Here is a 22,524-nt window from a genome sequence, read left to right as displayed (position 1 = left end):
AGCCTCTATTTATCGTCGCCAATCAACAACCGCGCTTCTGTAATATATTTGTGCGGTGGAATGACGAGGTTTTTCGGTGCCGGAACGCCAGAATAGACGCGGCCAGCGAGGTCGAATTTGGAGCCATGACATGGGCAATAGAAGCCACCCAGCCATTCCGGGCCTAAATCGGCCGGAGCCAGATCAGGGCGGAAGGTTGGCGAACAGCCCAAGTGTGTACAGACGCCAAGTGCAACCCAGATTTCGGGTTTAATCGAACGGTTTGCATTGTTGCAGTATTCTGGTTGCTCACTGGCAGCCGATGTTGGGTCTGTCAGTTTGCCGTCGAGCTTTGGTAAGTTAGCCAGCATTTCGGGTGTGCGTTTCACAACCCAAACCGGCTTACCCCGCCATTCGGTGGTCACTTGTTGGCCCAGTTCAAGCTTACTGATGTCCAATTCTACGGGGGCACCCGCAGCCTTGGCCCGCTCTGAAGGAAAAAAACTGGCGATAAAAGGCGTAGCTACACCCGCCCCTGCTACCGCACCGGCAACGCCCGTGGCGATCAGCAGGAATCGCCGTTTGCTGTTATCTACTTGCTGGTCACTCATAACCCAATCCCTGATTGACGGCTAAAACCACCAAATTCTACCTGAAACGACAGGGGAACTTAAAGCTTTGCGCGCATGTCTTCGATAATCTTTCTTGCCCGTGCCCCCGCTTAGGGCTTAGAACGGGCGTAAGTCTGTAATTCTTCATGTATTTTATCGGCGACAGCCGATGTAATTTCACTGACACTTTCGCGTGTCGTTCCGGGTGCAGTAATTTGCCAGACTCTGGCTGAAAGCTGCCAGCCTCCGTCGAGCGGGGCAAGGATGTAGCTCATTCTGGCCTCGGTTGCCTGGGTGACATTAGGAATTTGCATGCTGAATTCTAAACGCTGGGCCGTTCTGCGTTTGAGCTGCATGCCTTTTTGTTTACGATAGACCACAATATCGTCAAAGATCGCGCGTGCCGGCCTGTCTTTAATCAGGATGCTGGTCTGGCTGTCTGTTGTTTCTGGTGTATTTACTGGGTTTTGCTGAATAGTGACAGGGGGTTTGGCCTGATTGGCGCCCGTACTCTGAGGGGCGCTGGCACAGGCGGAAAGCAGGGCCAGGGTGGCCAGAGAGAGTAAAAAACGTTTCATTAGACGGGGTTCGCTTGGTCAAGATGAATATGTTCCAGCCCGTATTGGCTGGCCAGGTGCTTGCCTAATGCTTCGATGCCATAGCGCTCTGTGGCGTGATGGCCTGCGGCGATATAGCTCACTCCGCTTTCTCTGGCCAGATGGGTGACAAATTCAGAGGCTTCACCCGTTATAAAGCAATCAATCTCTAATTGTGCCGCTTCGTGAAAAAAGCTTTGAGCTCCGCCGGTGCACCAGGCAACACGTTTGATTAATTGCTCAGCCGGGCCAATCACCAGCGGGGAGCGTTGTAATTGCGCATCAATTTGGAGTGTAAATTCTGCCAATGTGAGTGGTTTTTCCAGCTCGCCCAGCCAGCCCAGTTTCTGATCACCAAAACGATGGGTGCCTGTAAGGCCTAATTTTTCTCCCAGCCGGGCGTTATTTCCCAGTGTGGGATGCGCATCAAGAGGAAGATGATAGGCGAATAAATTAACGTCGTTCGCCAGCAATTTGGCGATGCGGGCCTTCTTGGTGCGGGTTATGCAGGCGTTTTCACCTTTCCAGAAGAAGCCGTGATGAACGAGCAGGGCATCCGCATTTAAATCAATTGCTGCATCAATTAATGCCTGGGAGGCAGTCACTCCGGTGACGATACGCTGTATGTCCGGACGGCCTTCAATTTGCAGCCCATTTGGGCAGTAGTCACGCCAGGTGTCTGTGAGCAGCAGTTGTCCGATATAATTTTCTAGATCTTGTCGTGCTATGGGCATATTCAACAGCGCCTTGGAAAACATGAAAAAACTTTGGTTAATTTTCGCACAAACTACAACAGCAGGTCTTGCTGTCTGGTTTCTATTGTCCTTACTTCGCCCTGATTTGCTTCAGCCCCCTGCGCCCGCGCCTGTGGTTACTGTGCAGCAAAGCCATACAGAAGTGGCTTCTGCGCCTGCTGTGGCGTCATACAGCCCTGCCGCAAAGCGAGCGATGCCTTCGGTGGTAAATATCTACACTGCTAAGGAAGTAAAGACCCCGCTGCCGCCTTTGCTTAATGATCCGCGGTTCCGGCGCTTTTTAGGCGATCGCCTGGGAGGGGAGGAGCAGCGTGCTTCAAGCCTGGGATCAGGGGTAATTGTGTCTGAGCAGGGCTATATCATCACCAATAATCATGTGGTGGAGTCGGCCGATGAAATTGAAGTGGCTTTATCGGATGGCCGCACGGCAACGGCCAAATTAATTGGTGCTGATCCTGATACTGATCTGGCGGTGATTAAAATTGAGCTGGATCGTTTACCTGCCATTACTTTTGCAGATGCAAGCAAGGCAGAAATCGGTGACGTTGTGCTGGCCATTGGCAACCCTTTTGGCGTGGGGCAAACCGTGACGATGGGGATTATTTCTGCTTTAGGGCGCTCCGAGCTGGGTATCAATACTTTTGAAAACTTTATTCAGACCGATGCACCGATTAATCCTGGTAATTCTGGCGGCGCTTTGATCGATACCAAGGGCAATTTAGTGGGGATTAATACCGCAATTTATTCCAGAACAGGGGGCTCCCTGGGGATTGGTTTTGCTATCCCTGCATCAACCATCCGGCAAATTATGGATGCGCTGATTAAAGACGGCAGCGTCACACGCGGCTGGCTGGGGGTAGAGATGCAGGAAGTTACGCCAGAGCTGGCGGCATCTTTTCGCCTTGATGAAGCAAAAGGTGCACTGATTGCAGGCGTAGTGCGTGGCGGGCCTGCCGACAGAGCGGGCCTGAAGCCTGGCGATGTTTTACTTAAAATTGGCGGCTCAGAAGTTCGTAATGCCTCGGGAATGCTGAATCTGATTGCAGCATTCAAACCTGATGAAGAGGTAGAAATGGAAGTATTCCGCCGTGGCAAGCCTGTCGTCTTGCCTGTGAAATTAGGCAAAAGGCCTAAGTTTAATAATCGTCGATAGGCTTTGCAGGGAAAAAAATCCACGCCGTGGCGTGGATTTTTTTATGCTGTCAGCAAGGAGGTGCAACGGCCTGATTGCTGCCGGTATCAATAAAACCATCGCTGATCCAGCTGCCTGCCGTCAGGCGGTTCCAGAGCCGGGTGCGTCCCCATACGCCATCTACCCAGTCGCCCTGAGCGCTGCAAATAATTGAGGCCGTTTCTCCTTTTTGCAAACTTCCTGTGATGGCGGCGCTTAGAGAGGGGGATTGGCGCAAATTAACGTAGCTGTCACCGCTTTTTGGCGTAATCACACCAGAAGGCAGCGAGTTACCACCGCCAAAGTTATACAGCTCGCCACCAACATTGACGCGATTTCCATTACGCGATGCGTAGCCCTGATAGGGGGCGCTGCCTTCGCGGAACAACCAGCCACCTATGACTTTGCCATCGGCCGGTGTTTTATTGCTGCCTTGTTTAAGGGCAAAGTGGACATGAGGCCCTGTTGTTGAACCGCCGCAAGGCAGGCCCATGCCAATTTTCCCCAGATAAGTGCCTTTGCTGACTGCTGCCCCATTGCTCAGATTAGTCAGGTTTTCCATATGGTAATAGCTGCTGCTGAAGCCGTTGTCGTGGACAAGGGTAATCAGCCCGCTGCCATTACGCAGGCAGCTTTGATAAATCAGCCCGTCGCGGGGTGCGAGTACCCGGCCGTTGCCCCCTGCAAAATCCAGGGAATTGAAAGGCCGGCTGGTTTGATCGTCGCCGTGTGGCCCGCCTGTCAGCCGCCATGCACTGCCTTCTGCCCATGGCAGGCCAAGGCCTGTTTGTATTTCTGCCAGCGGTGCATTGCGTTTTAGCCGCTGATTAACACTGTGGGCTTGCAGCAAAATTTTTCTTTCATTGGGGGCAAAAAGAGCGCCTGGCGCTTGCTCCAGAAGCTGTGCATATTCTGCGCTGCCTTCAATGGCCACCTGCCAGTTATTCGCGGTGAATTGCGCCATAAAGAAGCGGGTTTCAGGAACTTCATCCAGGTGCGAGGGCAGGATCAGGGTGGCGCTGCCAAGTATCCAGCGCGGATCAGCGAGTGATTTCTGGATTTCGATCAGAACACCCTGCTGGGTAGGGGGCTGCAGCTGTAGCAGCATGGCGTTGCTGGCCGCTTTTTGCAGCTCTGGGGGGATTTCAGCCGCCGGGGCCTGGCTGAATAGAGTGGCAGAGAGAAAGGCAAGCAGGGTAAGGCGATGACGACGCATACAGACCTCCTTGGAAAGGATGCAGCAGCGGCCTAAATGGTGTTTTAGTCCGCCACCAGGCTTTGCATTTCTGCTTTTGTAAAGCAGAAGTGCGGGCGCCCATGGTCAGCTTTCTTTTTGTGTAAGTCAAATTTTTTTGTGGTGTAACCTGCTGTATATTAAGCATTTATGATTATTTAATTACCCTGCAGCAAACGCATTTCGGCCGCGGCCAGATTATCGCTTTCTCCTAAAATCACCAGAATATCCCCGGCGTGTAATTCAAAACTGGCATCGGGCTGTGTGGGGGGCATATTGCGGCGGCGTACGCTGCGAACTTCAATATTCAGGTTTTCGAGTTTCAGCTCGCCCAGATGCTGGCCCACGGCCGCAGCATCATTGGCAAGGTAGATGGTGTGTAAGCGCGGCTGCGGGCGTTCGCTGTCGTCAGCGTCTTCGCTTACGCCACGATAAAAACCTCGCAGCAGCTGGTAGCGTGCTTCCCGTACTTCGCGTACGCGGTGGACCACTTTGTTTAAAGGGACGCCAAGCAGCATCAGGGTGTGCGAGGCCAGCATCAGGCTGCCCTCCATGATCTCGGCGACTACTTCGGTGGCCCCGGCATTTTTGAGCTGATCGATATCGCTGTCGTCCTGGGTACGGATAACAACGGGCAGCTCCGGACGGATTGAGTGCACGATTTCTAAAATTTGCATGGCCGAATGGGTTTCGGCGTAGGTGACCACAATGGCGCTGGCCCGCATTAAGCCTGCAGCAATTAGTACTTCCCGCTTGGCTGCATCGCCATAAACCACGGAATCTCCGGCGGCAGAGGCTTCACGCACCATGTCCGGGTCTAAATCCAGCGCAAAAAAACCAATGTTTTCCTGGCTTAAAACCCGGGCTAAAGACTGGCCGCTGCGGCCATAGCCGCACAAAATAACATGGCCGTGCTGCTGCATGCTGCGTACGGCAATCTGGTGCAGATTGGCCGCTAAGTTCATCCATTCTGAACGCGCAAGACGCAGCACTAATTTATCCGAGTGCTGAATTAAAAATGGCGTAATCAGCATGGATAAAACAATGCCGGCAATGGTGGTTTGTAAAATATCTTCAGACAACAGGGCGCTTTTCGAGGCTAAAGCCAGCATAACAAAAGCAAATTCGCCGCCCTGGCCTATCGTAAAGCCCGTGCGCCATGCTGCACCGGGTGTGCTGCCAAACAAGCGGGAGAGCGCGGCAATCATTAAGATTTTTCCCGGCCCCAGCAGAGACAGCACCAGCAGCACCCGCCACCATTGGGCAAGCAGTACCGTGTAATCTAAATTCATCCCTACCGTGACAAAAAACAGCCCGAGCAGCAAGTCCCGGAAAGGGCGTACGTCGTCCTCAACCTGATAGCGAAAATCTGTTTCGGCAATCAGCATGCCTGCCAGAAATGCCCCGAGGGCAAGAGACAAACCGGCCAGCTCAGTGATCCAGGCAATGCCCAGCGTAACAAGGAGCAGGTTAAGCATAAACAGCTCGCTGGAGTGCTGTCTGGCCACAATATTAAACCAGGGACGCATCAGCTTTTGCCCGAAGTAGAGCAAAACCAATAAGACGACCAGAATCTTTACCGCCGCCAGCCCAAGCGCCATCAGCAGCTCGCTGCCGGGCAGGCTAAGCACCGGAATCATGACCAGAAAGGGCACAACGGCTAAGTCTTGAAACAGCAAAATGCCGATCGCGTTTTGCCCGTGCGGAGAGTGCAGCTCGTTACGGTCGGCCAGCAGTTTGGATGCCATGGCGGTGGATGACATAGAGAGCACGCCCCCCAGGGCCAGCCCCACTTTCCAATCCATGCCTGCAAAAAAGCAAATCCCCATCACGGTGAGCAGCATGGCACTGACTTGCATCAGCCCCAGGCCAAATACAATGCGGCGCATTGCATTCAGGCGCGCCAGGTTGAATTCCAGCCCCAGTGTAAACATCAGAAACACCACACCAAACTCTGCAAGGTGTGTTGCCTCATTACTGCTGGCAATAAAGCCCAGTGCGTGCGGGCCAATCAGTAAGCCCACCAGCAGATAGCCCAGCATGGCGGGAAGCTTCAGGCGACGGCACAGTACAACCGTTAAAACGGCAGCAGCAAGCAGGAGCAATAAAGAGGACAGATGGATGGACATAGGCAGAGTAAGTTTATCGCTTGCAGACAAAATGCTGGGGATTACATCCGGGCAGCCTGTTTGTTTTCGTGTGCTGAAGGGGGAATCCCGTACTGGTGGTTTTCCACATCTTAGCCAGCCAAAGCGGCGGGTATGGGCAATAGTGCAAATCAGCTGAGTAGTGTTGTTGCCACAGATTAATTCTTAGTATGGCAGGTGACTTATAGTTTTCTCATTGCAGATCTTAGCCTGATTTTATTATGAAGTTCTATTGAAAATTGTCCTTAAACGTATAAACCACCGTATTTATTGATCCTGATTGGCATATTGCCAGCAGACGCAGGTGGCGGGAGAGGGGCTGCTTCTCTTATACTTTCGCGCATATGAAAAATGCTGAATTTATCCTCGGGTGCGCGCGCAGCGTACTGCGGGTTGAGGCTGAAGCTGTTTTCGCACTGGCCGGGCGAATTAATGATCAGTTTGTTAAAGCGTGCGAGCTGATTCTTTCCTGCCATGGGCGGGTCATCGTGATTGGCATTGGCAAATCGGGGCATATTGCCAAAAAAATTGCTGCCACCATGGCAAGTACCGGCACACCTGCTTTTTTTGTCCATCCTTCCGAAGCCGCTCATGGTGATTTGGGTATGATTACCCGCAGTGATGTGGTGCTGGCGTTGTCGAACTCGGGTGAAAGTGATGAAGTAATTGCTTTATTACCCAGTCTGAAACGCTTGGCTATTCCTTTGATTGCCATGACAGGGAATGCTGAATCTACTCTAAGTAAGCAAGCGACTGTTCATCTTGATTCGGGTGTATCGCAGGAGGCCTGCCCCTTGAATCTGGCGCCTACAGCCAGCACAACAGCAGCCCTTGCTCTGGGTGATGCGCTGGCGGTGGCTTTGCTGGAAGCGCGTGGTTTTCAGGCCGAAGATTTTGCGCTTTCGCACCCGGGGGGCAGTTTAGGCAGGCGCTTATTGGTTCTGGTCCGTGATTTAATGCATACCGGTGATGAGTTGCCCGTGGTGCAGCAGGATGTTTTACTGCGTGATGCACTGCTGGAAATCAGCAAAAAAGGCATGGGCATGACCGCCGTGGTGGATGCTGAAGGTAAATTGGCAGGCATTTTCACCGATGGAGATTTGCGCCGCGCGCTTGATCTGGGTGTTGATGTGAGAGATACCAGTGTTTCTGTGGTGATGACGCTTAAGCCTGCCACGATAGAGGCAAGCAAGCTGGCCGCTGAAGCTGTGCAGCAAATGGATGCCCGCCGGGTCAACGGCTTACTGGTGCTGGAGGCGGGCCGCCTGATTGGTGCCATTAATATGCATGACCTGCTGCGTGCCCGTGTAGTTTAAAATGGAAGGCTGTTGCAAACTGACTGCATATTTTGGTTGCGGCTGGCATTGTGCTAATTGCACATAGAAAAAAGCCCTGGAAGCCCTCATTTACTCTTTATGAAATGCGCGTTTCTGCTTTTTGCCGTGACTGTTTGCAATACCTTACGAGTAAAAATATTGAGAGACAGAATAATGACCGATATGGCCAAAGCAGTGCGTTTAATGATTTTTGACGTTGATGGCGTAATGACCGATGGCAGTTTGTACTACACCGATGCCGGTGAAGAGCTGAAGGCGTTTAATTCATTAGATGGCCATGGGCTGAAAATGCTGCGCGCAAGCGGGGTAAAACTGGCCATTATTACTGGCCGTACTTCAAAATTAGTTGAAAAGCGGGCTAAAGATCTGGGCGTTGATTACCTCTATCAGGGGGCGCACGATAAGCGTGCCAGCTACGAAGAGTTGCTGCTGGCCGCGGGTGTGAGCAAAGACGCCTGTGGTTATATGGGCGACGATGTCATTGATATCCCCGTGATGCGTCGGGTAGCCTTTGCCGTAGCCGTGCCTGATTCCCCGGAGCTGGTACGCAAGCACGCGCATTACATTACGGGCAGCCCGGGCGGGCGTGGAGCGGTCAGGGAAGTGTGTGAGTATCTGATGCAGGCTCAGGGCACGCTTGATGCCGCCATGGCGCCTTACCTCGCCTGATGGCAGTGCCCGGTACAACCCGCCTGCTGCCTTTGGCCCTTGTTGTTTTGTTGGGCAGCCTGACCTGGCTGCTGGACAGAGCGGCAAGTCTGCCCGGCTCAACTGTGGCAATTAATTCAGATCAGCCTGATATGCTGGTTGATAAGGCTACGGCTGTGCGTTTCGGAGAAAACGGGCAGCCTTTGTCTTTATTAACGGCGGCTCATGTTTCGCATTTACCTGCAGGTGATATTACGTGGCTGGAAAAACCGCAGCTGCGCTATACCGCGCCGGATCAGCCCCGCCTGGATGTACATGGTGAGCGGGCTAAATCAGTGAATCAGGGGAGCGATGTGTGGTTCCCCGGTGTAGTAACCATGGTCAGAGCGGCAAGCGGCACACAGGCAGAGCTCACCATTAATGGGCGCGATATGCATGTCTTGCCACAGGCTGGTCTCGCAAGCTCTGAAGCGCCTGCAATTGCAAAAATGGGCACGTATGTTATTGAGTCAGTTGGTTTTATTGCTGATTCTAAGGCTGAAACGCTGGAACTTAAATCTAAAGTCAGGATGAGCTATGAGCCGATTCGTACCCGTTAAAGTTGTTTTACTCATGTTGCTGGCAGGCTCTGCATATGCAGAAAAAGCAGACCGCGAAAAAAAGATCAATATTGAAGCTGCAAATTGTGTAATGAATCAAAAAACACAGGCCAGTGTTTGCACCAAAAATGTGGTGCTGACTCAGGGCACGCTCAGTATCCGTGCAGATAAGCTGACTGTGCGGCAGGATGAGGCGGGCAACCAGTTTGTTGCAGGCAACGGCGCACCAGTGCGTTTCCGGCAGAAAATGGATGGCGGTAATGACTGGGTAGATGCCGAAGCGCAACGCTTTGATTACGATGGTCATACTGGCATTCTTAAACTTATGGACAAAGCATGGGTCAAACGTGGTGAAGATCAAATTTATAGTGATCTGATTACCTATGATCTGAACAATGAAGCCTATCAGGCGCAAAGTAAGCCTGAAGGCAATGGGCGCGTGAATATCGTGATTACACCGAAAAAGGCACCAGCCCCATGACCAGCTCTTTACGTGCTGAACAGCTGGAAAAACGTTACGGTAAAAGAACCGTAGTGCGTGATGTCACTATGGAGATATCCAGTGGTGAAGTAGTGGGTTTGCTGGGCCCAAACGGCGCAGGCAAAACCACCAGTTTCTATATGCTTGTTGGCCTCGTGGCCATGAATGGCGGGCGAATTACGCTGGATGGTGAGGATATTGGCCATTTACCCATTCATCAGCGGGCGCGGCGTGGTTTGGGGTATTTGCCTCAGGAAGCGTCTATCTTTCGTAAAATGACAGTGGCGCAAAATATCACTGCGGTGCTTGAACTGCATTGTAAAAACCGCGAAGAAATGAACGCCCGCTTAGATGAGCTTTTGCATGATTTACATATCGCACATTTGCGCGATGCAGGTGCAATGGGTTTATCAGGGGGCGAGCGGCGCCGGGTAGAAATTGCCAGAGCTTTGGCTGCTAACCCGCGGTTTATCTTGCTTGATGAGCCATTTGCAGGGGTAGACCCGATTGCCGTGATGGATATTCAACGTATTATTGGTTTTTTAAAGCAAAGAGGAATCGGTGTTTTGATCACTGACCACAATGTGCGGGAAACCCTTGGTATTTGCGATCGCGCTTACATCATTTCCGAAGGTGCGGTAATGGCGTCAGGTGCTCCGAAAGATATTGTTGAAAATGAAAGTGTGCGTCGGGTGTATCTCGGTGAACATTTCCGTATGTAAATGAAACAAACCCTGCAGCTGCGGTTATCCCAGCAACTTAATCTTACTCCTCAGTTGCAGCAGGCCATTAAGCTGCTGCAACTTTCTACCCTTGAGTTTCAGCAAGAGCTTGAACAGTATTTAAGTGAAAATCCGCTGCTGGAGCGGGGCGAGGAAGCTGCCGCAGGCGAGGCAGAGCAGCCCGAGCCTCAGTGGGAAATGGGTGAAGACGATGGTTTGCGCTGGGAAGGCACGGGCCATGGCGGATCGGATGACGATGAAGATTTCGACCCTGCCAGCAATATTGCCCGTGATTTAGATTTGCGGGAGCATCTTTTGCAGCAAGCCGGCTTATTGCCCTTGTCGCACCGGGATAAATCCTTGTTAATGATGCTGATTGAGGCACTGGATGATGAAGGCTTTCTTGCTCAATCCTTAGAAGATGTCTTTTCGCAGCTGCCAGAGGAACTTATCCAGGATTATGAACTCGAACTTGATGACTTAAAGATTGCTTTGATTCGCTTACAGCACTTAGAGCCGTTAGGAGTGGGGGCAAGGGATACTGCAGATTGTTTGTGCTTACAACTACGCCAGAAACCTGCAAGTGCCGCAAGAGAATTAGCGTTAAAAATTGCCCAGAATTCGCTCGATTTATTAGCCGGACGGGACTACACTAAGCTTAAACGAGCCTTTAAATGCGAGGATGCTGAGTTAAAAGCTGCGCAAGAATTGATTGTAAGTTTAAACCCCAGACCGAGTGCGCAATGGTCTGCAGCATCACCCAGATATGTAAGCCCTGATGTGATTGTGCAAAAAGTTAGAGGCATCTGGCGTGTCAGATTACACGATGCTTCGATGCCAAAATTACGGGTGAACCGCCTTTATGCAGATATCTTACAAAAAGGCGATGGCGGGCATTTAGCACGCGAGTTACAAGAAGCGCGCTGGCTGGTAAAAAGTGTGCAGCAGCGGTTTGATACTATTTTGCGGGTAGCAACAGCAATTGTAGAGCGGCAGCGGGCGTTTTTTGAACACGGTGAAGTAGCGATGCGCCCCCTGGTGCTCAGGGACATCGCCGAAGAGCTGGATTTGCATGAGTCGACTATTTCCAGGGTCACCACGCAAAAATATATGCTCACACCGCGTGGCCTGTATGAATTTAAGTTTTTCTTTGGCAGCCATGTGGATACGGATGCCGGAGGAGAGTGTTCTGCTACAGCGATCAAAGCATTGATCAGGCAGATGGTGCAGCAAGAAGATAAGAAAAAACCTTTAAGTGATAGCGTATTGGCAGAAGCATTATCCGCTCAGGGTATTGTGGTAGCGCGTCGTACAGTTGCCAAATACCGTGAGGCGTTGCAGATTTACCCAGTAAGTCAGCGCAAAAGTTTGTAAGGCCCCAACGGAAGGAGTAACCCTATGAATTTGAATATCAGTGGCCATCATCTTGAAGTGACCCCATCTATCCGCGAGTATGTAAACAGCAAAATGGAAAGGGTCATCCGGCACTTTGATAATGTGATTGACGTTAATGTCATCCTCTCCGTGGAGAAACTGCAACATCAGGTTGAAGCCACCGTTCATGTTCGCGGCCGCGATATCCATGTAGAAGCAGCGGATGAGAATATGTATGCAGCCATTGATTTACTGGCTGATAAGCTGGACCGACAGGTTGTAAAACACAAAGAAAAATCGATGGATCACCGTAACGAGTCCATTAAACAGCACCAGCCTGCCGCTGAATAAAGCGACATTTCTCATCTTAGCGGGAACCGGAATACTCAGGTTCCCGTTTTTGTTTTTAAACGACGGCGCTACAATAGGTGTCGTCCTTGTTTTGGTCTGTCTACAATGAGCTTGATCGCCCAAATACTGCCTAGTGGAAATGTCTTCCTTGATATGGAAGTTGGCAGCAAAAAACGTATTTTCGAACAAGTCGGTATTTTGTTTGAAAATAGCCACGGTATTGCCCGCAGCGTTATTTTTGACAGCCTTTTTGCCCGTGAGAAACTAGGCTCCACAGGCTTGGGCCAGGGTGTTGCCATTCCGCATGGCCGGATTAAAGGATTAAAAGAAGCGACAGGTGCTTTTGTGCGCCTGAATGAAGCTATTCCTTATGATGCGCCTGATGGCAAGCCTGTTTCTTTAGTGTTTGTATTGCTTGTGCCGGCCCACGCTACTGATTTACATCTGCAAATTTTGTCAGAACTTGCTCAGTTATTCTCGGATAAAGTCCTGCGGGAGAGCTTGCTGGCAGCAACAGAGCCAGGCCAGATCTGGAAGTTAATCAGCACTTGGGAGCCTTATGCCACAGATTTCAGTTAGACAACTTTTTATTGATAACGCCGAAAAACTGCGGCTCACATGGGTAGCAGGGCAATCGGGTGCGAATAATCTGTTATCTAATGATGCGTCGGAGCAAAAACCGACTTTATCTCTGGTTGGCCACCTGAATTTTATTCACCCCAACCGCATTCAGGTGCTTGGGGTGGCAGAAACGGTTTATCTGTTGCAGCTTAGCGTTGAAGCCCAAAGAGAATCTCTTGCCCGCCTGTTTTCAAATGAAATGGCGGCGGTGATTGTGGCCAACGGGCAGATTGTGGGCGATTGCCTGCGCGAAGCCTCCGAGCGTTTTCATGTACCGCTGCTCACCTCTCCTGAGCAATCCCCCTATCTGATGGATGTACTGCGCTATTACCTCTCGAAGGCTCTGGCGGTTTCCACGCATCTGCACGGGGTGTTTCTGGATGTGCTGGAAGTCGGTGTATTGCTGACCGGCGAATCCTCTATGGGTAAAAGCGAGCTGGCGCTGGAGCTGATTTCACGCGGTCATGGCCTTGTGGCTGATGATGTGGTTGAGGTTTATCGCACCAACCCCGAAACGCTGGAAGGGCGTTGCCCGCCCATGCTGCGAGATTTTCTGGAAGTGCGTGGGATTGGCGTGCTGAATATCCGTACTATTTTCGGTGAAACCGCCGTCAGGCCGCGTAAAACGCTGAAGCTGATTATGCATCTGGCTAAAGCAGGCGGCGAGAAAGTTGCCCCGATGGACAGATTGCAAATGCAGGCCGCCACGCAGGATATTCTGGGCGTGCCGATTCGCAAGCTGGTGATTCCTGTGGCAGCCGGTCGAAATTTAGCGGTTTTGGTTGAAGCTGCGGTTAGAAATTATATTTTGCAATTACGCGGTATAGATTCCACGCGTGAGTTTATTGAAAGACACCAAAAGTTTATGGAGATGGGCGAATGAGTAACCAGCAGCTTATTTTGTTGTCTGGTTTATCAGGAGCCGGAAAAAGCGTTGCGCTGAAAGCTTTGGAAGACTTGGGTTATTTTTGCATCGATAATCTGCCAGCACCCTTGCTGCCGCAAACGGTGGCTTTGCTGGATGAAGATGGCTATCCCAATGTCGCTATTTCAGTGGATGTACGCAGCGCCCATAACTTTGCCAGCTTCCCCAATCATCTGGAAGCCCTGATGGAGCTTGGGCTGGAAGTGCAAATGCTGTTTCTGGAAGCGAATAACGAAACGCTGGTAAAGCGCTTTTCAGAAACAAGGCGCAGCCACCCGCTTTCTGGTGATTCATTAACGGTAAGCGAGGCCATTGCTTTAGAGCGTGAAATGCTGGCGGATTTCTCTGCCGTTGCCCATCGCATTGATACCAGTGATTTATCGGCTAATCAGCTGCGCAGCTGGATCAGGCAGTTTGTAGCGCTGGATCGCTCCAGGCTTACTGTGATTTTTGAATCGTTTGGCTTTAAGCACGGCCTGCCTATGGATGCGGATTTTGTATTTGATGCCCGATGCCTGCCTAACCCCTATTACGATAAAGCTTTGCGCCCGCTGACAGGTAAAGATCAGCCGGTGATGGATTTCCTTGAGCGGCAAGCCGTGGTAGAGCGTTTTCTCGCCCAGATCAAAACCTTTATGGAATCATGGTTGCCAGAATTTGACGCTGATAACCGCAGCTATATCACGGTAGCGATTGGCTGCACCGGCGGCCAGCATCGCTCGGTGTATCTGGCAGAGCAATTAGCCAAACACTTTGCAGCACACAGGCAGGTCTTGCTCAGACACCGTGAGCAGCATGCCTGAAACCAAAAGCACCGCAGGTGTTCCCTCACGCCCCTCAGACGGCAGGGGGAGAAGGGATAATCAAGTAATGCGGCCAGGTGACTGGCCGTTTGCCATCGTGGCGCTGGCTTTTGTGGTGTATCTGGGCTTTTGGAGCTGGCGGCAGGATAGTGCCACGCGGGTACGTATCTATCAGGCAGGCAAAGTTTTTGCCGAGCTGGATCTGAACGCAGAGCGCACCTTGCAGGTGGCAGGCCCCCTGGGGCTGACTTCAGTAGAAGTGAAATCGGGCCGGGTGCGGATTAGCAGTGATCCCAGCCCGCGCCAGTATTGTGTGCGCATGGGCTGGCTGGATCAGGCTGGCCAGATGGCGATTTGCCTGCCTAACCGGATCAGCATCGAGCTTTTAGGCTCGCGCCCTTATGAAATCGACAGCCTCAGTTACTGAAATCCGCATCAAGCCAAGCCCCGACGATGTGCGTATTGCCCGCTATGCCGCGCTGGCGATTGCGCTGTCGGTGCTGGAGGCTGGCATTCCCTCGCCCATACCGGGCATCAAGCCGGGGCTGGCTAATATCATTACCCTGATTGCACTCTGGCGCTTTGGCTGGACAGACGCCGCATGGATTTCCATGCTTAGAATCCTTGGCAGTGGTATTGTGCTGGGCGGTTTTTTATCCCCTGGCTTTGCCATGAGCCTGATGGGTGGCTTATGCAGCCTGCTGGCCCTAGCGGCAGCAAATAATTTACCCCGGCGCTGGTTCGGGCCAGTTTCGCATTCCCTTGCCGCCGCCTTTGCCCATATGGCCGGGCAGCTGTTATTAGCCAGGCTGTGGCTGATTCCACACAATGGCATCATCCATTTAGTGCCCTTGTTTGCAGCTGCGGCACTGGTATTTGGTGTGGTAAATGGGGTGATTGCAGCGAAGTTGCTGGCGGATGAGTGAAGATGTTCATAGAAATTAGGGCGGTTAAATCTCTTACGCTCTAGGTAAAGTAAGAGATCTTTTAAGTGCCTTCGGCACGTTGGTTTAGGTGCGGGCGTCCCGCTGGACCTTCCTTTCTTGCGCGGCCAAGAAAGGAAGCGAAAGAAGGCCGCCCCTAAAACACGACATCTCCTCGCTGCGGACAGTGGCGTTGTGTCAACTCGCTTCGCTCAAACACGAATTGACGACTTCTCCACCCCGCTTGTTCCTCGCTCGGCGTGTTTTCAGGGGAGGGTAAAAGCCCTGTGCCAAGAGCGTGGATATAATTTTTTTTCGTTGTTTGCTGATGAAAAAAAAGCGGTTGGCACATATGGTGTGAAATCCGCCAGATTTATGTCTGTAATATTCGGAAAACGGCGGGTTACTCCCGTCCTACAGCAATACTCAAGTGTTATAAGTATCCATTGATTAAATTCTCTTCACTTTCTGTTTTTGACTCTGAGTCTGTATCAACAGACCTTTAGGTGTTACATCGTTTTAATAGGCTTCAAATGAAAACAATAACATTGGCTTTTACCGGCGCATCCGGCCTGCCTTATGGCTTGCGCACGCTGGAATGCCTGCTGGCGGCGGGTTGTACTGTGCATGTGCTCTATACCCAGGCGGCGCAAATTGTGGCTAAGCAAGAGCTGGATGAAACCTGGCCTTCACGCGCGGCCGATCTGGCAGTGCTTTTTCGCCAGCGCTATGGCGTTACTGACGAAGCGCAGTTGCAGGTTTTTGGCCAGCAGGAATGGTTTGCCCCGATGGCATCGGGCTCTAACCCCGGCGACGGCATGATTGTTTGCCCCTGCACCATGGGCGCTTTATCGGCCATTGCGGTGGGTGCTTCGGATAATTTATTAGAGCGCGCTGCGGATGTGATGATTAAAGAAGGCAAAAAACTGGTGGTTGTTCCACGTGAAGCACCTTTTTCGGTGCTGCATCTGGAGAATATGCTCAAGCTGGCCAGGCTGGGCGTGGTGATTCTGCCGCCTAATCCGGGCTTTTATCACCACCCTAAAACCATTGCCGATTTAGTTGATTTTGTGGTGGCAAGGATTTTAGATCAGTTCCAGATTCCGCATCAGCTGATGCAGCGCTGGGGGGATAAGGGATGAATGTAAAGATAGACTGGAAGTGGGCTTGTTTTGTTTTGCTGGCACTGTGGTTCTGGCCCTCGTTCGCCCCGCACGACCCCTGGAAGCCGGATGAAAGCTATATTCTGGGCTTGGTTTATGAATACACCTTGCGGGATAACTGGCTGGTGCCGCTGCTGTCTGGCGAGCCGTTTATGGAAAAACCGCCGCTGTTTTTTTGGACGGCCGCAGCCTTTGCCAAGTATTTGCTCCCCTTTCTGCCCGTGCACGCGGCGGCAAGGTTGGCTGCCGCATTTTATATCGCACTGACTTTGATCTTTGCTGCAATGGCAGCAGGGCAGTTTGCTGCCCGCAGCCGCAGTAATCACCCCACGCAAGCTGCATGGCTTACCGCCATTTTGCTGGCAGGCACGCTGGGCCTGGTCGGTAACGGCCATCATATCCTCACCGATAGCGCCTTATTTGCCAGCTTTGCCTTAGCCCTTTATGCCTTTTCTGTCTTCCCGCAGCGGCCACTCTTCAGTGGTATTTTGATGGGTACGGCTTGGGGCATGGCTTTCTTAACCAAGGGCCTGTTAGGCCCGGGTTGCCTGGGTTTGGCTGCTCTGCTGCTGCCGGTTTTTGATCGCACTTTCCGTCACAAAGCCTATTTACTCACGCTGAGTATCGCTCTGCTGGCTGCTTTGCCTTGGTGGCTAATCTGGCCCTGGCGCTTATGGCTGGCCTCGCCGGAGTTATTTCATACCTGGTTTTGGGTGAATAATCTTGGGCGTTTCTTAGGCGAGAATAATCTTGGCCCGGAATACGAGCGTGGCTTTTACCTGAAAATCCTGCCCTGGCACGCTTTTCCGCTGATCCTCTACTTGCCGGTGTTGCTTTTCCGGCAGCGCCTTGATGCATTTAAAAACGCCGCCCCGGCAGCGCTGCTGTGTATTCTGACTTACACCATTTTGTCGCTGGCTAAAACCTCGATGGAGCTTTACGCCGTGCCCGCCGTGGTGGCCTTTGCCGTATGGATGGGCGCACAAGCCTCCTGCGTGCCCGCTGCCTTCGAGCGCCGCCTTGGTCTTGTCGCCCTGTGCTTAGTGGCCGTCAGTGCGCTATTGCTATGGTGGGCTTGGGCCGCGCTCTACTTCGGCCTGCCCTTGCAAGCGCGCCTGCTGCATTTCTTACCAGGCTTTGCAGAAAAGCCAAACTGGCTGGCTGTGCTGTTTGCGCTGGCACTCACCATCATCGTGTGGAACCTGGCCTGGCGCGCGCCAGCATGGAGCAAACACCAGGGCGCAGTGCGCTGGCTGGCGGTGCTGGTGATGAGCTATGGTCTCGTCTTCAGCCTGCTGCTGCCCGGCTTAAATTACAGCAAAAGCTATAAACCCATGATGCTGGATTTAGCCAGCCAACTGGATAAAACCCAGTGCCTGGCTAGCTTTGGGCTAGGCGAGCACGAAAGAGGCAACTTCCACTACTACACCGGCATGCGGGTAGAGCGCTTTGAAATAGGCCGTGGCAAAGAATGCCCGCAGCTACTTATCCAGGGCAGCGCTATGCCTGTGAATATTGGGGAATATACGCTGCTGAAAAAGACCACCAGAGCGACTGATAAGGACGAGGAGTTTAGTGTTTGGCGTAAGAAATAATAAATAATGCTTACTATTTGCTGATATTATTCTGTTTTGGTGGCTTGGTTTTGGGTTGTGCGAATATTGTGCAAGCTTCGTTTGAATAGGGGCCGGCATTTTAAGCATTGTATTATTCTTGCGATGCCCAGCCGCTTAGTTTTATTAATCCCGCTGAGCTAACTTACTTTTATCACCCGGCTTGTAAAGCGGGTTACCCCGGCGGCTAACTCGCTTTTCAGGATTTCCTTAACTCTATGTATGGAAATATAAAATAATGACCATCATCTACATCATTGCGCCACTGCTTTTATTTGCTGCGATCTTTTATTACACAATGTACATGCCGTCTGCCCAAAAAGATTGGGAGCGTCTTCCGACGCTGGATGAATACTTAGCTAAAAATCCAACTGCAAAACATGGCGAAAAGATTTCATGCTCAAAATGCGGCCACACAGAGCAACTCGATACTGGTTTAATTCGAATTTCTGATTTCCGCAGAAAGCTGATGTGTACTAAATGCAAAAAAACATTGTGGCGCGAAGAAGAAAAATAAATTCGTTCACATTTTGGCGCTTGAGAATCCCCAATTTATAACCGGGGGCAGCACGGTAGGTTGGGCAAACGTTTTTTCTGCCCAACAATCTAATGACGCACCGCAACTCGTTGGGCAGGTAAAGCTTGCCCAACCTACGTGCTAAGCCGTAAAGCTGGTTACGCCTGCGGCTAACCCGCCCTACAGGGCTAGCTGTTTAATTTTGACGTTAGGTCCCACATGAATATTGTGATCCGCTTGCTGAAGGAATTCTGGTTTCCAGCTGCCATCGCTATCGTCTGGACAATTTACAACGTCCAAACATCCAGTGCGCCTTGGGAATTCAAGACTATCTTGAATGTATTCGCTCCTACATTCTTCCTCGTTAGTTGGGCAACTGGGCAATTCTTTCGTGTTCAGAAGCAAGCTCAGGTCGAACGAAACCTAATTAGCATCGAAGGTCGAGTTGAGACATTGGTTTCTAGACTAGAGAAGCACACCCAGGACTTCTTCGGCTACACCACTGGTGCAAACAGCGTTGCATACTTCATTCCGATGCTGACCGGCAACAATGCGCTTGAGTTGGGACTGATAAATAAGTCAACCTATCCAGTCTTTGATGTTCATGCTGAAGTCATTGATCTTGATGAACCCATTGATCCAGATAAAGGAAAGTTATGGACTCGTTACCGCTTCTCACGCGCAAGTTTGTATCCAAGCAAAATCGTCATGGGGGCTTATCACTTTGATCTCTCAGAGCGACAACGACTTAACATAAACATATTCATCCAAACCCGCTCTCTGGGATTGATGCAACAGTTACGAGTAATCAAAACTGAGGCTGGAATATTGATAGCGTCAAGGACTGCTGCTGGTGAACAAATTATTGAAATGAATGTGCCACCTGATTTTCCAGGGGCGGATCCAAATAATCCAAATGCTACCTTTGAATAACTGGGGTCAGAGTAGGATTTAAGGTTGTTCTGACCGTTACTTGTTGGTTAGCTCCACGTTAGGAGTCTTCCGTGGTGTTTTTTGCGATTTCGCGCGGTGCGTTCAAGAGTTATATCAGCCCAACAATCTAATTACGTACCGCAACTCGTTGGGCAGATAAAGCTTGCCCAGCCTACGTGCTGCTTGTGCATTTGCCAGACCGCCCCTTTGTGCGAGGGAGTAGAAACATAATGGATGAAAATACGGTTCACATAGTTGAAGCAACACTTGCCGATGCTCAAATAATTCATCAAATGCAATTGGTATCATTTAAGGATCTTTTGGATCGGTATCAAGATTTTGAATTGAGCCCTGGCGCAGAACCTATAGAAAGATTTATAGCCAGAATGACTCAGGCTAATTCTACATACTTCCTTATCTATTTTGGCACTGTCCTTGCAGGTGCAATCAGAATACAAAAGAATATTAAGGAAGAGATATGCCGTATTTCTCCGGTTTTTATTTTGCCAGAATACAGAAATAAGGGCATTTCACAGAAGGTATTTGAAATTATCGAAAGCAAATACAAGCCAAGAAATGGATGGCAGCTTGATACTATTCTGGAAGAAGCCGGAAACTGCTATTTATATGAAAAATTAGGCTACAAGAAAACCGGGAAAATTGATTTTATTAAGGATGGAATGCACATCGTGCGTTACCAAAAAAATGCCTGATATCAGTTTAAACTGACTTATTGGGCAATCACTATCCTTGCAATGAACTAATAGGGCTAGGATTAAACGCTTATCAGCACACTGCATCAGGTATTGAAATGATCACTCCCTGTAAATCTCTTAATCAGCCGGGCTGGCTTGATCTTCGGGCAGCGCTTTGGCCTGATAGCTCAAGCGCTGAGCACTTGGCAGAAATGGCGTTGTTTTTAGCTTCGCCGCAGCGTTTTGCCCAATTTGTGGAATACGATCAATCAGGCAAGGCGCTTGGGTTTATTGAGCTGGCCGTGCGGGGTGATTATGTAAATGGCACGGAGTCCTCGCCGGTGGCTTTTCTTGAAGGCATTTATGTTGAGCCCATCGCAAGACGGCGGGGCATCGCGGGCAAGCTGGTTGCCGCCGCCGAGCAATGGGCCAAAGAGCATGGCTGCAAGGAATTTGCCTCTGATGCGGCAATAGACAACACCCAGAGCCATGCCATGCATCAATCACTCGGTTTTAATGAAACTGAGCGGGTGGTGTTTTTCAAAAAAGCGCTGTGATGCTTGCTTCTGTTAAAACGCCCTGCATAAATATCAATCCCCGCCGGATCGCTGATATCAAAGCAGCCGCCGCTGCACATTTACTAAAAAACTGATGCACTTACGGAAATCGCCATGATTTTACCCAGCCTGCTGCAATCCTCCTCCCCCCGTACCTGGCTGTTCTACGGCGACAGCATTACCCATGGTGTATTGCATACAGCGGGGGCGCGTTGTTTTAGTGAGCACTTTACCGAGCGGCTGCGTTTTGAGCTGGGGCGGGCGGATGATGTGGTGCTTAATACCGCCTGCTCCGGGCATAACACGCGGCAGATGCTGCAGCATTTCCCCCAGCGCGTGGCGCGTTTTCAGCCGGATGTGCTGCTGCTGATGGCGGGAATGAATGATTGCAACAGCAGGCTGGCCGATGGGCAATATGTGCCGGTGGAGGAGTTTTGCGCCAATTTGGCCTCGATGATTTCCGCGGTGCGGGGCTGGGGCGGGGAAGTGATTTTGCAGACGGTTACCCCGGTCTTGCCGGGGCAGGCCCCGGAGCGGGCGCTGACGCTGCCCCAATACAATGCGGCCATGCGCAGCCTGGCTGCAGAGCTGGCCGTGCCGCTGATCGACCACGCCGCGGTGTGGGATGAACTCGAGGCAAAGCTGCCCGCCTATATGGCGGATGAATTCCACCCCAATGCCCACGGCCACATCCTGCTGGCCCACACGCTATTTCGCGCACTGGGTGTGTTTGATGAGGCTGCGCCCAGCTGTGGGCTGTTGTTGCCTTGAGGAATGGCTGCAAAACTGTATTCATAAATCTTTACTTTGCAATCAGGGGGTAAGATTCTTGCGGGCTTGTTCCTGTTTTCTTTCTGCATAGTGATGAATTGGCAGATCGTTTGCTCATTATTGTTCCGGGCCAAAAATTAAATCAGGCTTGGTATCTGTTTATCTTTATAAGTATTCAAAGGAATTATATGGGAATTGATTATTATGGCTGTTTCCCTTGTAAAGTTCGTGAAGCTGTTTCTGATGCTGATTTGCTTAGAATGGAAAAGGCCCGAAATCGGGCTTTGAGCGTATTGGAGATAATGAGAAACAATCCCCAGACTGATAATAAGAGTAAACCAGAGTCTGATTGGAGTTTTAAGATGGTGGTATTGGGGCCAGATGGCCCCGAAGAAACGGAAATGCGAATTGCTGATTTACTTCTAGAGGCCGCACCGTTGGAGCAGCTTGCTCATCATTGCTCAGGTTGCCCTGCAAATATTCGTTCTGTTGATTTTGGGTGTGGTGGGGCGATTCATTATCCTATTTCAGCGCAAGCTGAGCGTTGGTTATTGTCGCGCCTTCCATCTGATTTAAATTCACCCCGTGGCTTTCTTTTAAAACAAGCCATTGCGGATTTTAATTTTGATGGATTGGCTATTGATACAGTGCGCAATCGGCAGGATTTATATGAGTCCAGTAAGCCAGAGGAGCGTAAATGGGGAAGTTTCTTCTCCAAAAAGACTCGAATTACTTCCAGTCAAATATTGCATATGGCTTTTTGTGTAGGTAGCTTGCAAGCACAACATGCCAAGCTTGTTGCGTACTTTCTTGGCTTTTTGGATGATGATTTTAGCATCGCAAATGATTCTGCAAACTTGCCTCAGCCCGGAGATGATGACAGAACGATTGAGCTGAAATCTTTTTTTGCTGTTGCGAGTCTTGCTGGCGTAAATGAAGTTTCAGTCTTTATTGATGCCTGATCTTTCATTATTAAATAAATTTTATTGGCTGCGCAT

Annotated in this window: 26 protein-coding genes; 21 read left to right on the top strand and 5 right to left on the bottom strand. The window is 50.9% G+C overall.

Annotated features, from left to right (window positions below; genetic code table 11):
* Window positions 1-5: 5 nt before the first annotated feature.
* The 3 genes from petA to HA050_RS14765 form a co-directional block, all read right to left on the bottom strand.
* Window positions 6-590, bottom strand: a complete 585-nt coding sequence (gene petA, locus HA050_RS14775; RefSeq protein ID WP_115228716.1) for a ubiquinol-cytochrome c reductase iron-sulfur subunit — start codon at window positions 588-590, stop codon at window positions 6-8.
* 110 nt (window positions 591-700) lie between these two features.
* Window positions 701-1,168: a hypothetical protein gene (locus HA050_RS14770; RefSeq protein ID WP_166827670.1), complete on the bottom strand. Its 468-nt coding sequence runs from the start codon at window positions 1,166-1,168 to the stop codon at window positions 701-703.
* The gene (locus tag HA050_RS14765; protein WP_166827667.1) at window positions 1,168-1,920 is read right to left on the bottom strand and encodes a Nif3-like dinuclear metal center hexameric protein; all 753 of its coding nucleotides are present in this window, start codon (window positions 1,918-1,920) and stop codon (window positions 1,168-1,170) included. Before HA050_RS14765 ends, HA050_RS14770 begins: the two co-directional genes overlap by 1 nt.
* A gap of 22 nt (window positions 1,921-1,942) precedes the next feature.
* On the opposite strand from HA050_RS14765, the gene HA050_RS14760 reads away from it, so the two are divergent.
* On the top strand, window positions 1,943-3,094 hold the full coding sequence (locus HA050_RS14760; protein WP_099399324.1) for a Do family serine endopeptidase: 1,152 nt from the start codon (window positions 1,943-1,945) through the stop codon (window positions 3,092-3,094).
* Window positions 3,095-3,143: 49 nt separating this feature from the next.
* Here HA050_RS14760 and HA050_RS14755 read toward each other — a convergent pair whose 3' ends face one another.
* Together HA050_RS14755 and HA050_RS14750 are read right to left on the bottom strand one after the other, a co-directional pair.
* On the bottom strand, window positions 3,144-4,328 hold the full coding sequence (locus HA050_RS14755) for a M23 family metallopeptidase (protein ID WP_166827664.1): 1,185 nt from the start codon (window positions 4,326-4,328) through the stop codon (window positions 3,144-3,146).
* A 176-nt stretch (window positions 4,329-4,504) separates the two neighbouring features.
* Window positions 4,505-6,475, bottom strand: a complete 1,971-nt coding sequence (locus HA050_RS14750; RefSeq protein ID WP_166827661.1) for a monovalent cation:proton antiporter family protein — start codon at window positions 6,473-6,475, stop codon at window positions 4,505-4,507.
* 362 nt (window positions 6,476-6,837) lie between these two features.
* On the opposite strand from HA050_RS14750, the gene HA050_RS14745 reads away from it, so the two are divergent.
* The 20 genes from HA050_RS14745 to HA050_RS14650 all read left to right on the top strand — a co-directional run bounded on the left by HA050_RS14745 (window position 6,838) and on the right by HA050_RS14650 (window position 22,488).
* Complete coding sequence (locus HA050_RS14745) at window positions 6,838-7,809, top strand: KpsF/GutQ family sugar-phosphate isomerase (RefSeq protein WP_166827658.1); 972 nt, start codon at window positions 6,838-6,840, stop codon at window positions 7,807-7,809.
* A gap of 174 nt (window positions 7,810-7,983) precedes the next feature.
* On the top strand, window positions 7,984-8,499 hold the full coding sequence (locus tag HA050_RS14740; RefSeq protein ID WP_166827655.1) for a KdsC family phosphatase: 516 nt from the start codon (window positions 7,984-7,986) through the stop codon (window positions 8,497-8,499).
* A gap of 5 nt (window positions 8,500-8,504) precedes the next feature.
* The gene (lptC, locus tag HA050_RS14735; protein ID WP_166827653.1) at window positions 8,505-9,077 is read left to right on the top strand and encodes an LPS export ABC transporter periplasmic protein LptC; all 573 of its coding nucleotides are present in this window, start codon (window positions 8,505-8,507) and stop codon (window positions 9,075-9,077) included.
* Window positions 9,055-9,558 carry a lipopolysaccharide transport periplasmic protein LptA gene (gene lptA / locus HA050_RS14730; protein ID WP_166827650.1) on the top strand — a complete coding sequence of 168 codons (504 nt, stop codon included), beginning with the start codon at window positions 9,055-9,057 and terminating at the stop codon, window positions 9,556-9,558. Before lptC ends, lptA begins: the two co-directional genes overlap by 23 nt.
* On the top strand, window positions 9,555-10,280 hold the full coding sequence (gene lptB / locus HA050_RS14725; RefSeq protein ID WP_099399311.1) for an LPS export ABC transporter ATP-binding protein: 726 nt from the start codon (window positions 9,555-9,557) through the stop codon (window positions 10,278-10,280). The genes lptA and lptB overlap by 4 nt, the downstream gene beginning before the upstream one ends.
* Window positions 10,281-11,654, top strand: coding sequence for an RNA polymerase factor sigma-54 (locus tag HA050_RS14720; protein WP_166827648.1), 1,374 nt, complete (start codon window positions 10,281-10,283; stop codon window positions 11,652-11,654). It begins immediately after the preceding gene.
* 24 nt (window positions 11,655-11,678) lie between these two features.
* Window positions 11,679-12,005, top strand: a complete 327-nt coding sequence (gene hpf / locus HA050_RS14715) for a ribosome hibernation-promoting factor, HPF/YfiA family (protein WP_099399309.1) — start codon at window positions 11,679-11,681, stop codon at window positions 12,003-12,005.
* 105 nt (window positions 12,006-12,110) lie between these two features.
* Window positions 12,111-12,584: a PTS sugar transporter subunit IIA gene (locus HA050_RS14710; protein ID WP_099399308.1), complete on the top strand. Its 474-nt coding sequence runs from the start codon at window positions 12,111-12,113 to the stop codon at window positions 12,582-12,584.
* The gene (gene hprK / locus HA050_RS14705) at window positions 12,565-13,509 is read left to right on the top strand and encodes an HPr(Ser) kinase/phosphatase (protein WP_099399307.1); all 945 of its coding nucleotides are present in this window, start codon (window positions 12,565-12,567) and stop codon (window positions 13,507-13,509) included. The genes HA050_RS14710 and hprK overlap by 20 nt, the downstream gene beginning before the upstream one ends.
* Window positions 13,506-14,354: an RNase adapter RapZ gene (gene rapZ, locus HA050_RS14700; protein ID WP_166827645.1), complete on the top strand. Its 849-nt coding sequence runs from the start codon at window positions 13,506-13,508 to the stop codon at window positions 14,352-14,354. The genes hprK and rapZ overlap by 4 nt, the downstream gene beginning before the upstream one ends.
* A gap of 67 nt (window positions 14,355-14,421) precedes the next feature.
* Entirely contained in the window at window positions 14,422-14,781 is a 360-nt protein-coding gene (locus tag HA050_RS14695; protein WP_166827642.1) for a NusG domain II-containing protein, read from the top strand.
* A complete protein-coding gene (locus HA050_RS14690; RefSeq protein ID WP_166827639.1) occupies window positions 14,756-15,280 on the top strand; it encodes a Gx transporter family protein in 525 nt (174 codons plus the stop codon). The genes HA050_RS14695 and HA050_RS14690 overlap by 26 nt, the downstream gene beginning before the upstream one ends.
* Before the next feature lie 530 nt (window positions 15,281-15,810).
* Window positions 15,811-16,419: a flavin prenyltransferase UbiX gene (locus HA050_RS14685; protein ID WP_166827636.1), complete on the top strand. Its 609-nt coding sequence runs from the start codon at window positions 15,811-15,813 to the stop codon at window positions 16,417-16,419.
* Window positions 16,416-18,035: an ArnT family glycosyltransferase gene (locus tag HA050_RS14680; RefSeq protein WP_166827633.1), complete on the top strand. Its 1,620-nt coding sequence runs from the start codon at window positions 16,416-16,418 to the stop codon at window positions 18,033-18,035. Before HA050_RS14685 ends, HA050_RS14680 begins: the two co-directional genes overlap by 4 nt.
* Window positions 18,036-18,291: 256 nt before the next feature.
* Complete coding sequence (locus HA050_RS14675) at window positions 18,292-18,570, top strand: hypothetical protein (RefSeq protein ID WP_205836447.1); 279 nt, start codon at window positions 18,292-18,294, stop codon at window positions 18,568-18,570.
* Between the two features lie 219 nt (window positions 18,571-18,789).
* The gene (locus HA050_RS14670; RefSeq protein WP_166827630.1) at window positions 18,790-19,503 is read left to right on the top strand and encodes a hypothetical protein; all 714 of its coding nucleotides are present in this window, start codon (window positions 18,790-18,792) and stop codon (window positions 19,501-19,503) included.
* A 230-nt stretch (window positions 19,504-19,733) separates the two neighbouring features.
* On the top strand, window positions 19,734-20,216 hold the full coding sequence (locus HA050_RS14665; RefSeq protein WP_166827627.1) for a GNAT family N-acetyltransferase: 483 nt from the start codon (window positions 19,734-19,736) through the stop codon (window positions 20,214-20,216).
* Between the two features lie 98 nt (window positions 20,217-20,314).
* On the top strand, window positions 20,315-20,755 hold the full coding sequence (aac(6'), locus tag HA050_RS14660) for an aminoglycoside 6'-N-acetyltransferase (RefSeq protein WP_205836446.1): 441 nt from the start codon (window positions 20,315-20,317) through the stop codon (window positions 20,753-20,755).
* Between the two features lie 114 nt (window positions 20,756-20,869).
* The gene (locus HA050_RS14655; protein WP_166827624.1) at window positions 20,870-21,526 is read left to right on the top strand and encodes an SGNH/GDSL hydrolase family protein; all 657 of its coding nucleotides are present in this window, start codon (window positions 20,870-20,872) and stop codon (window positions 21,524-21,526) included.
* A 98-nt stretch (window positions 21,527-21,624) separates the two neighbouring features.
* A complete protein-coding gene (locus HA050_RS14650) occupies window positions 21,625-22,488 on the top strand; it encodes a hypothetical protein (RefSeq protein WP_166827621.1) in 864 nt (287 codons plus the stop codon).
* The last annotated feature ends 36 nt before the right edge of the window (window positions 22,489-22,524 follow it).

Origin of the sequence: Iodobacter violaceini (genome assembly GCF_011601265.1) — a bacterium.
Lineage (GTDB): Bacteria > Pseudomonadota > Gammaproteobacteria > Burkholderiales > Chitinibacteraceae > Iodobacter > Iodobacter violaceini.
This window is presented reverse-complemented; position numbering and strand designations above follow the sequence as displayed.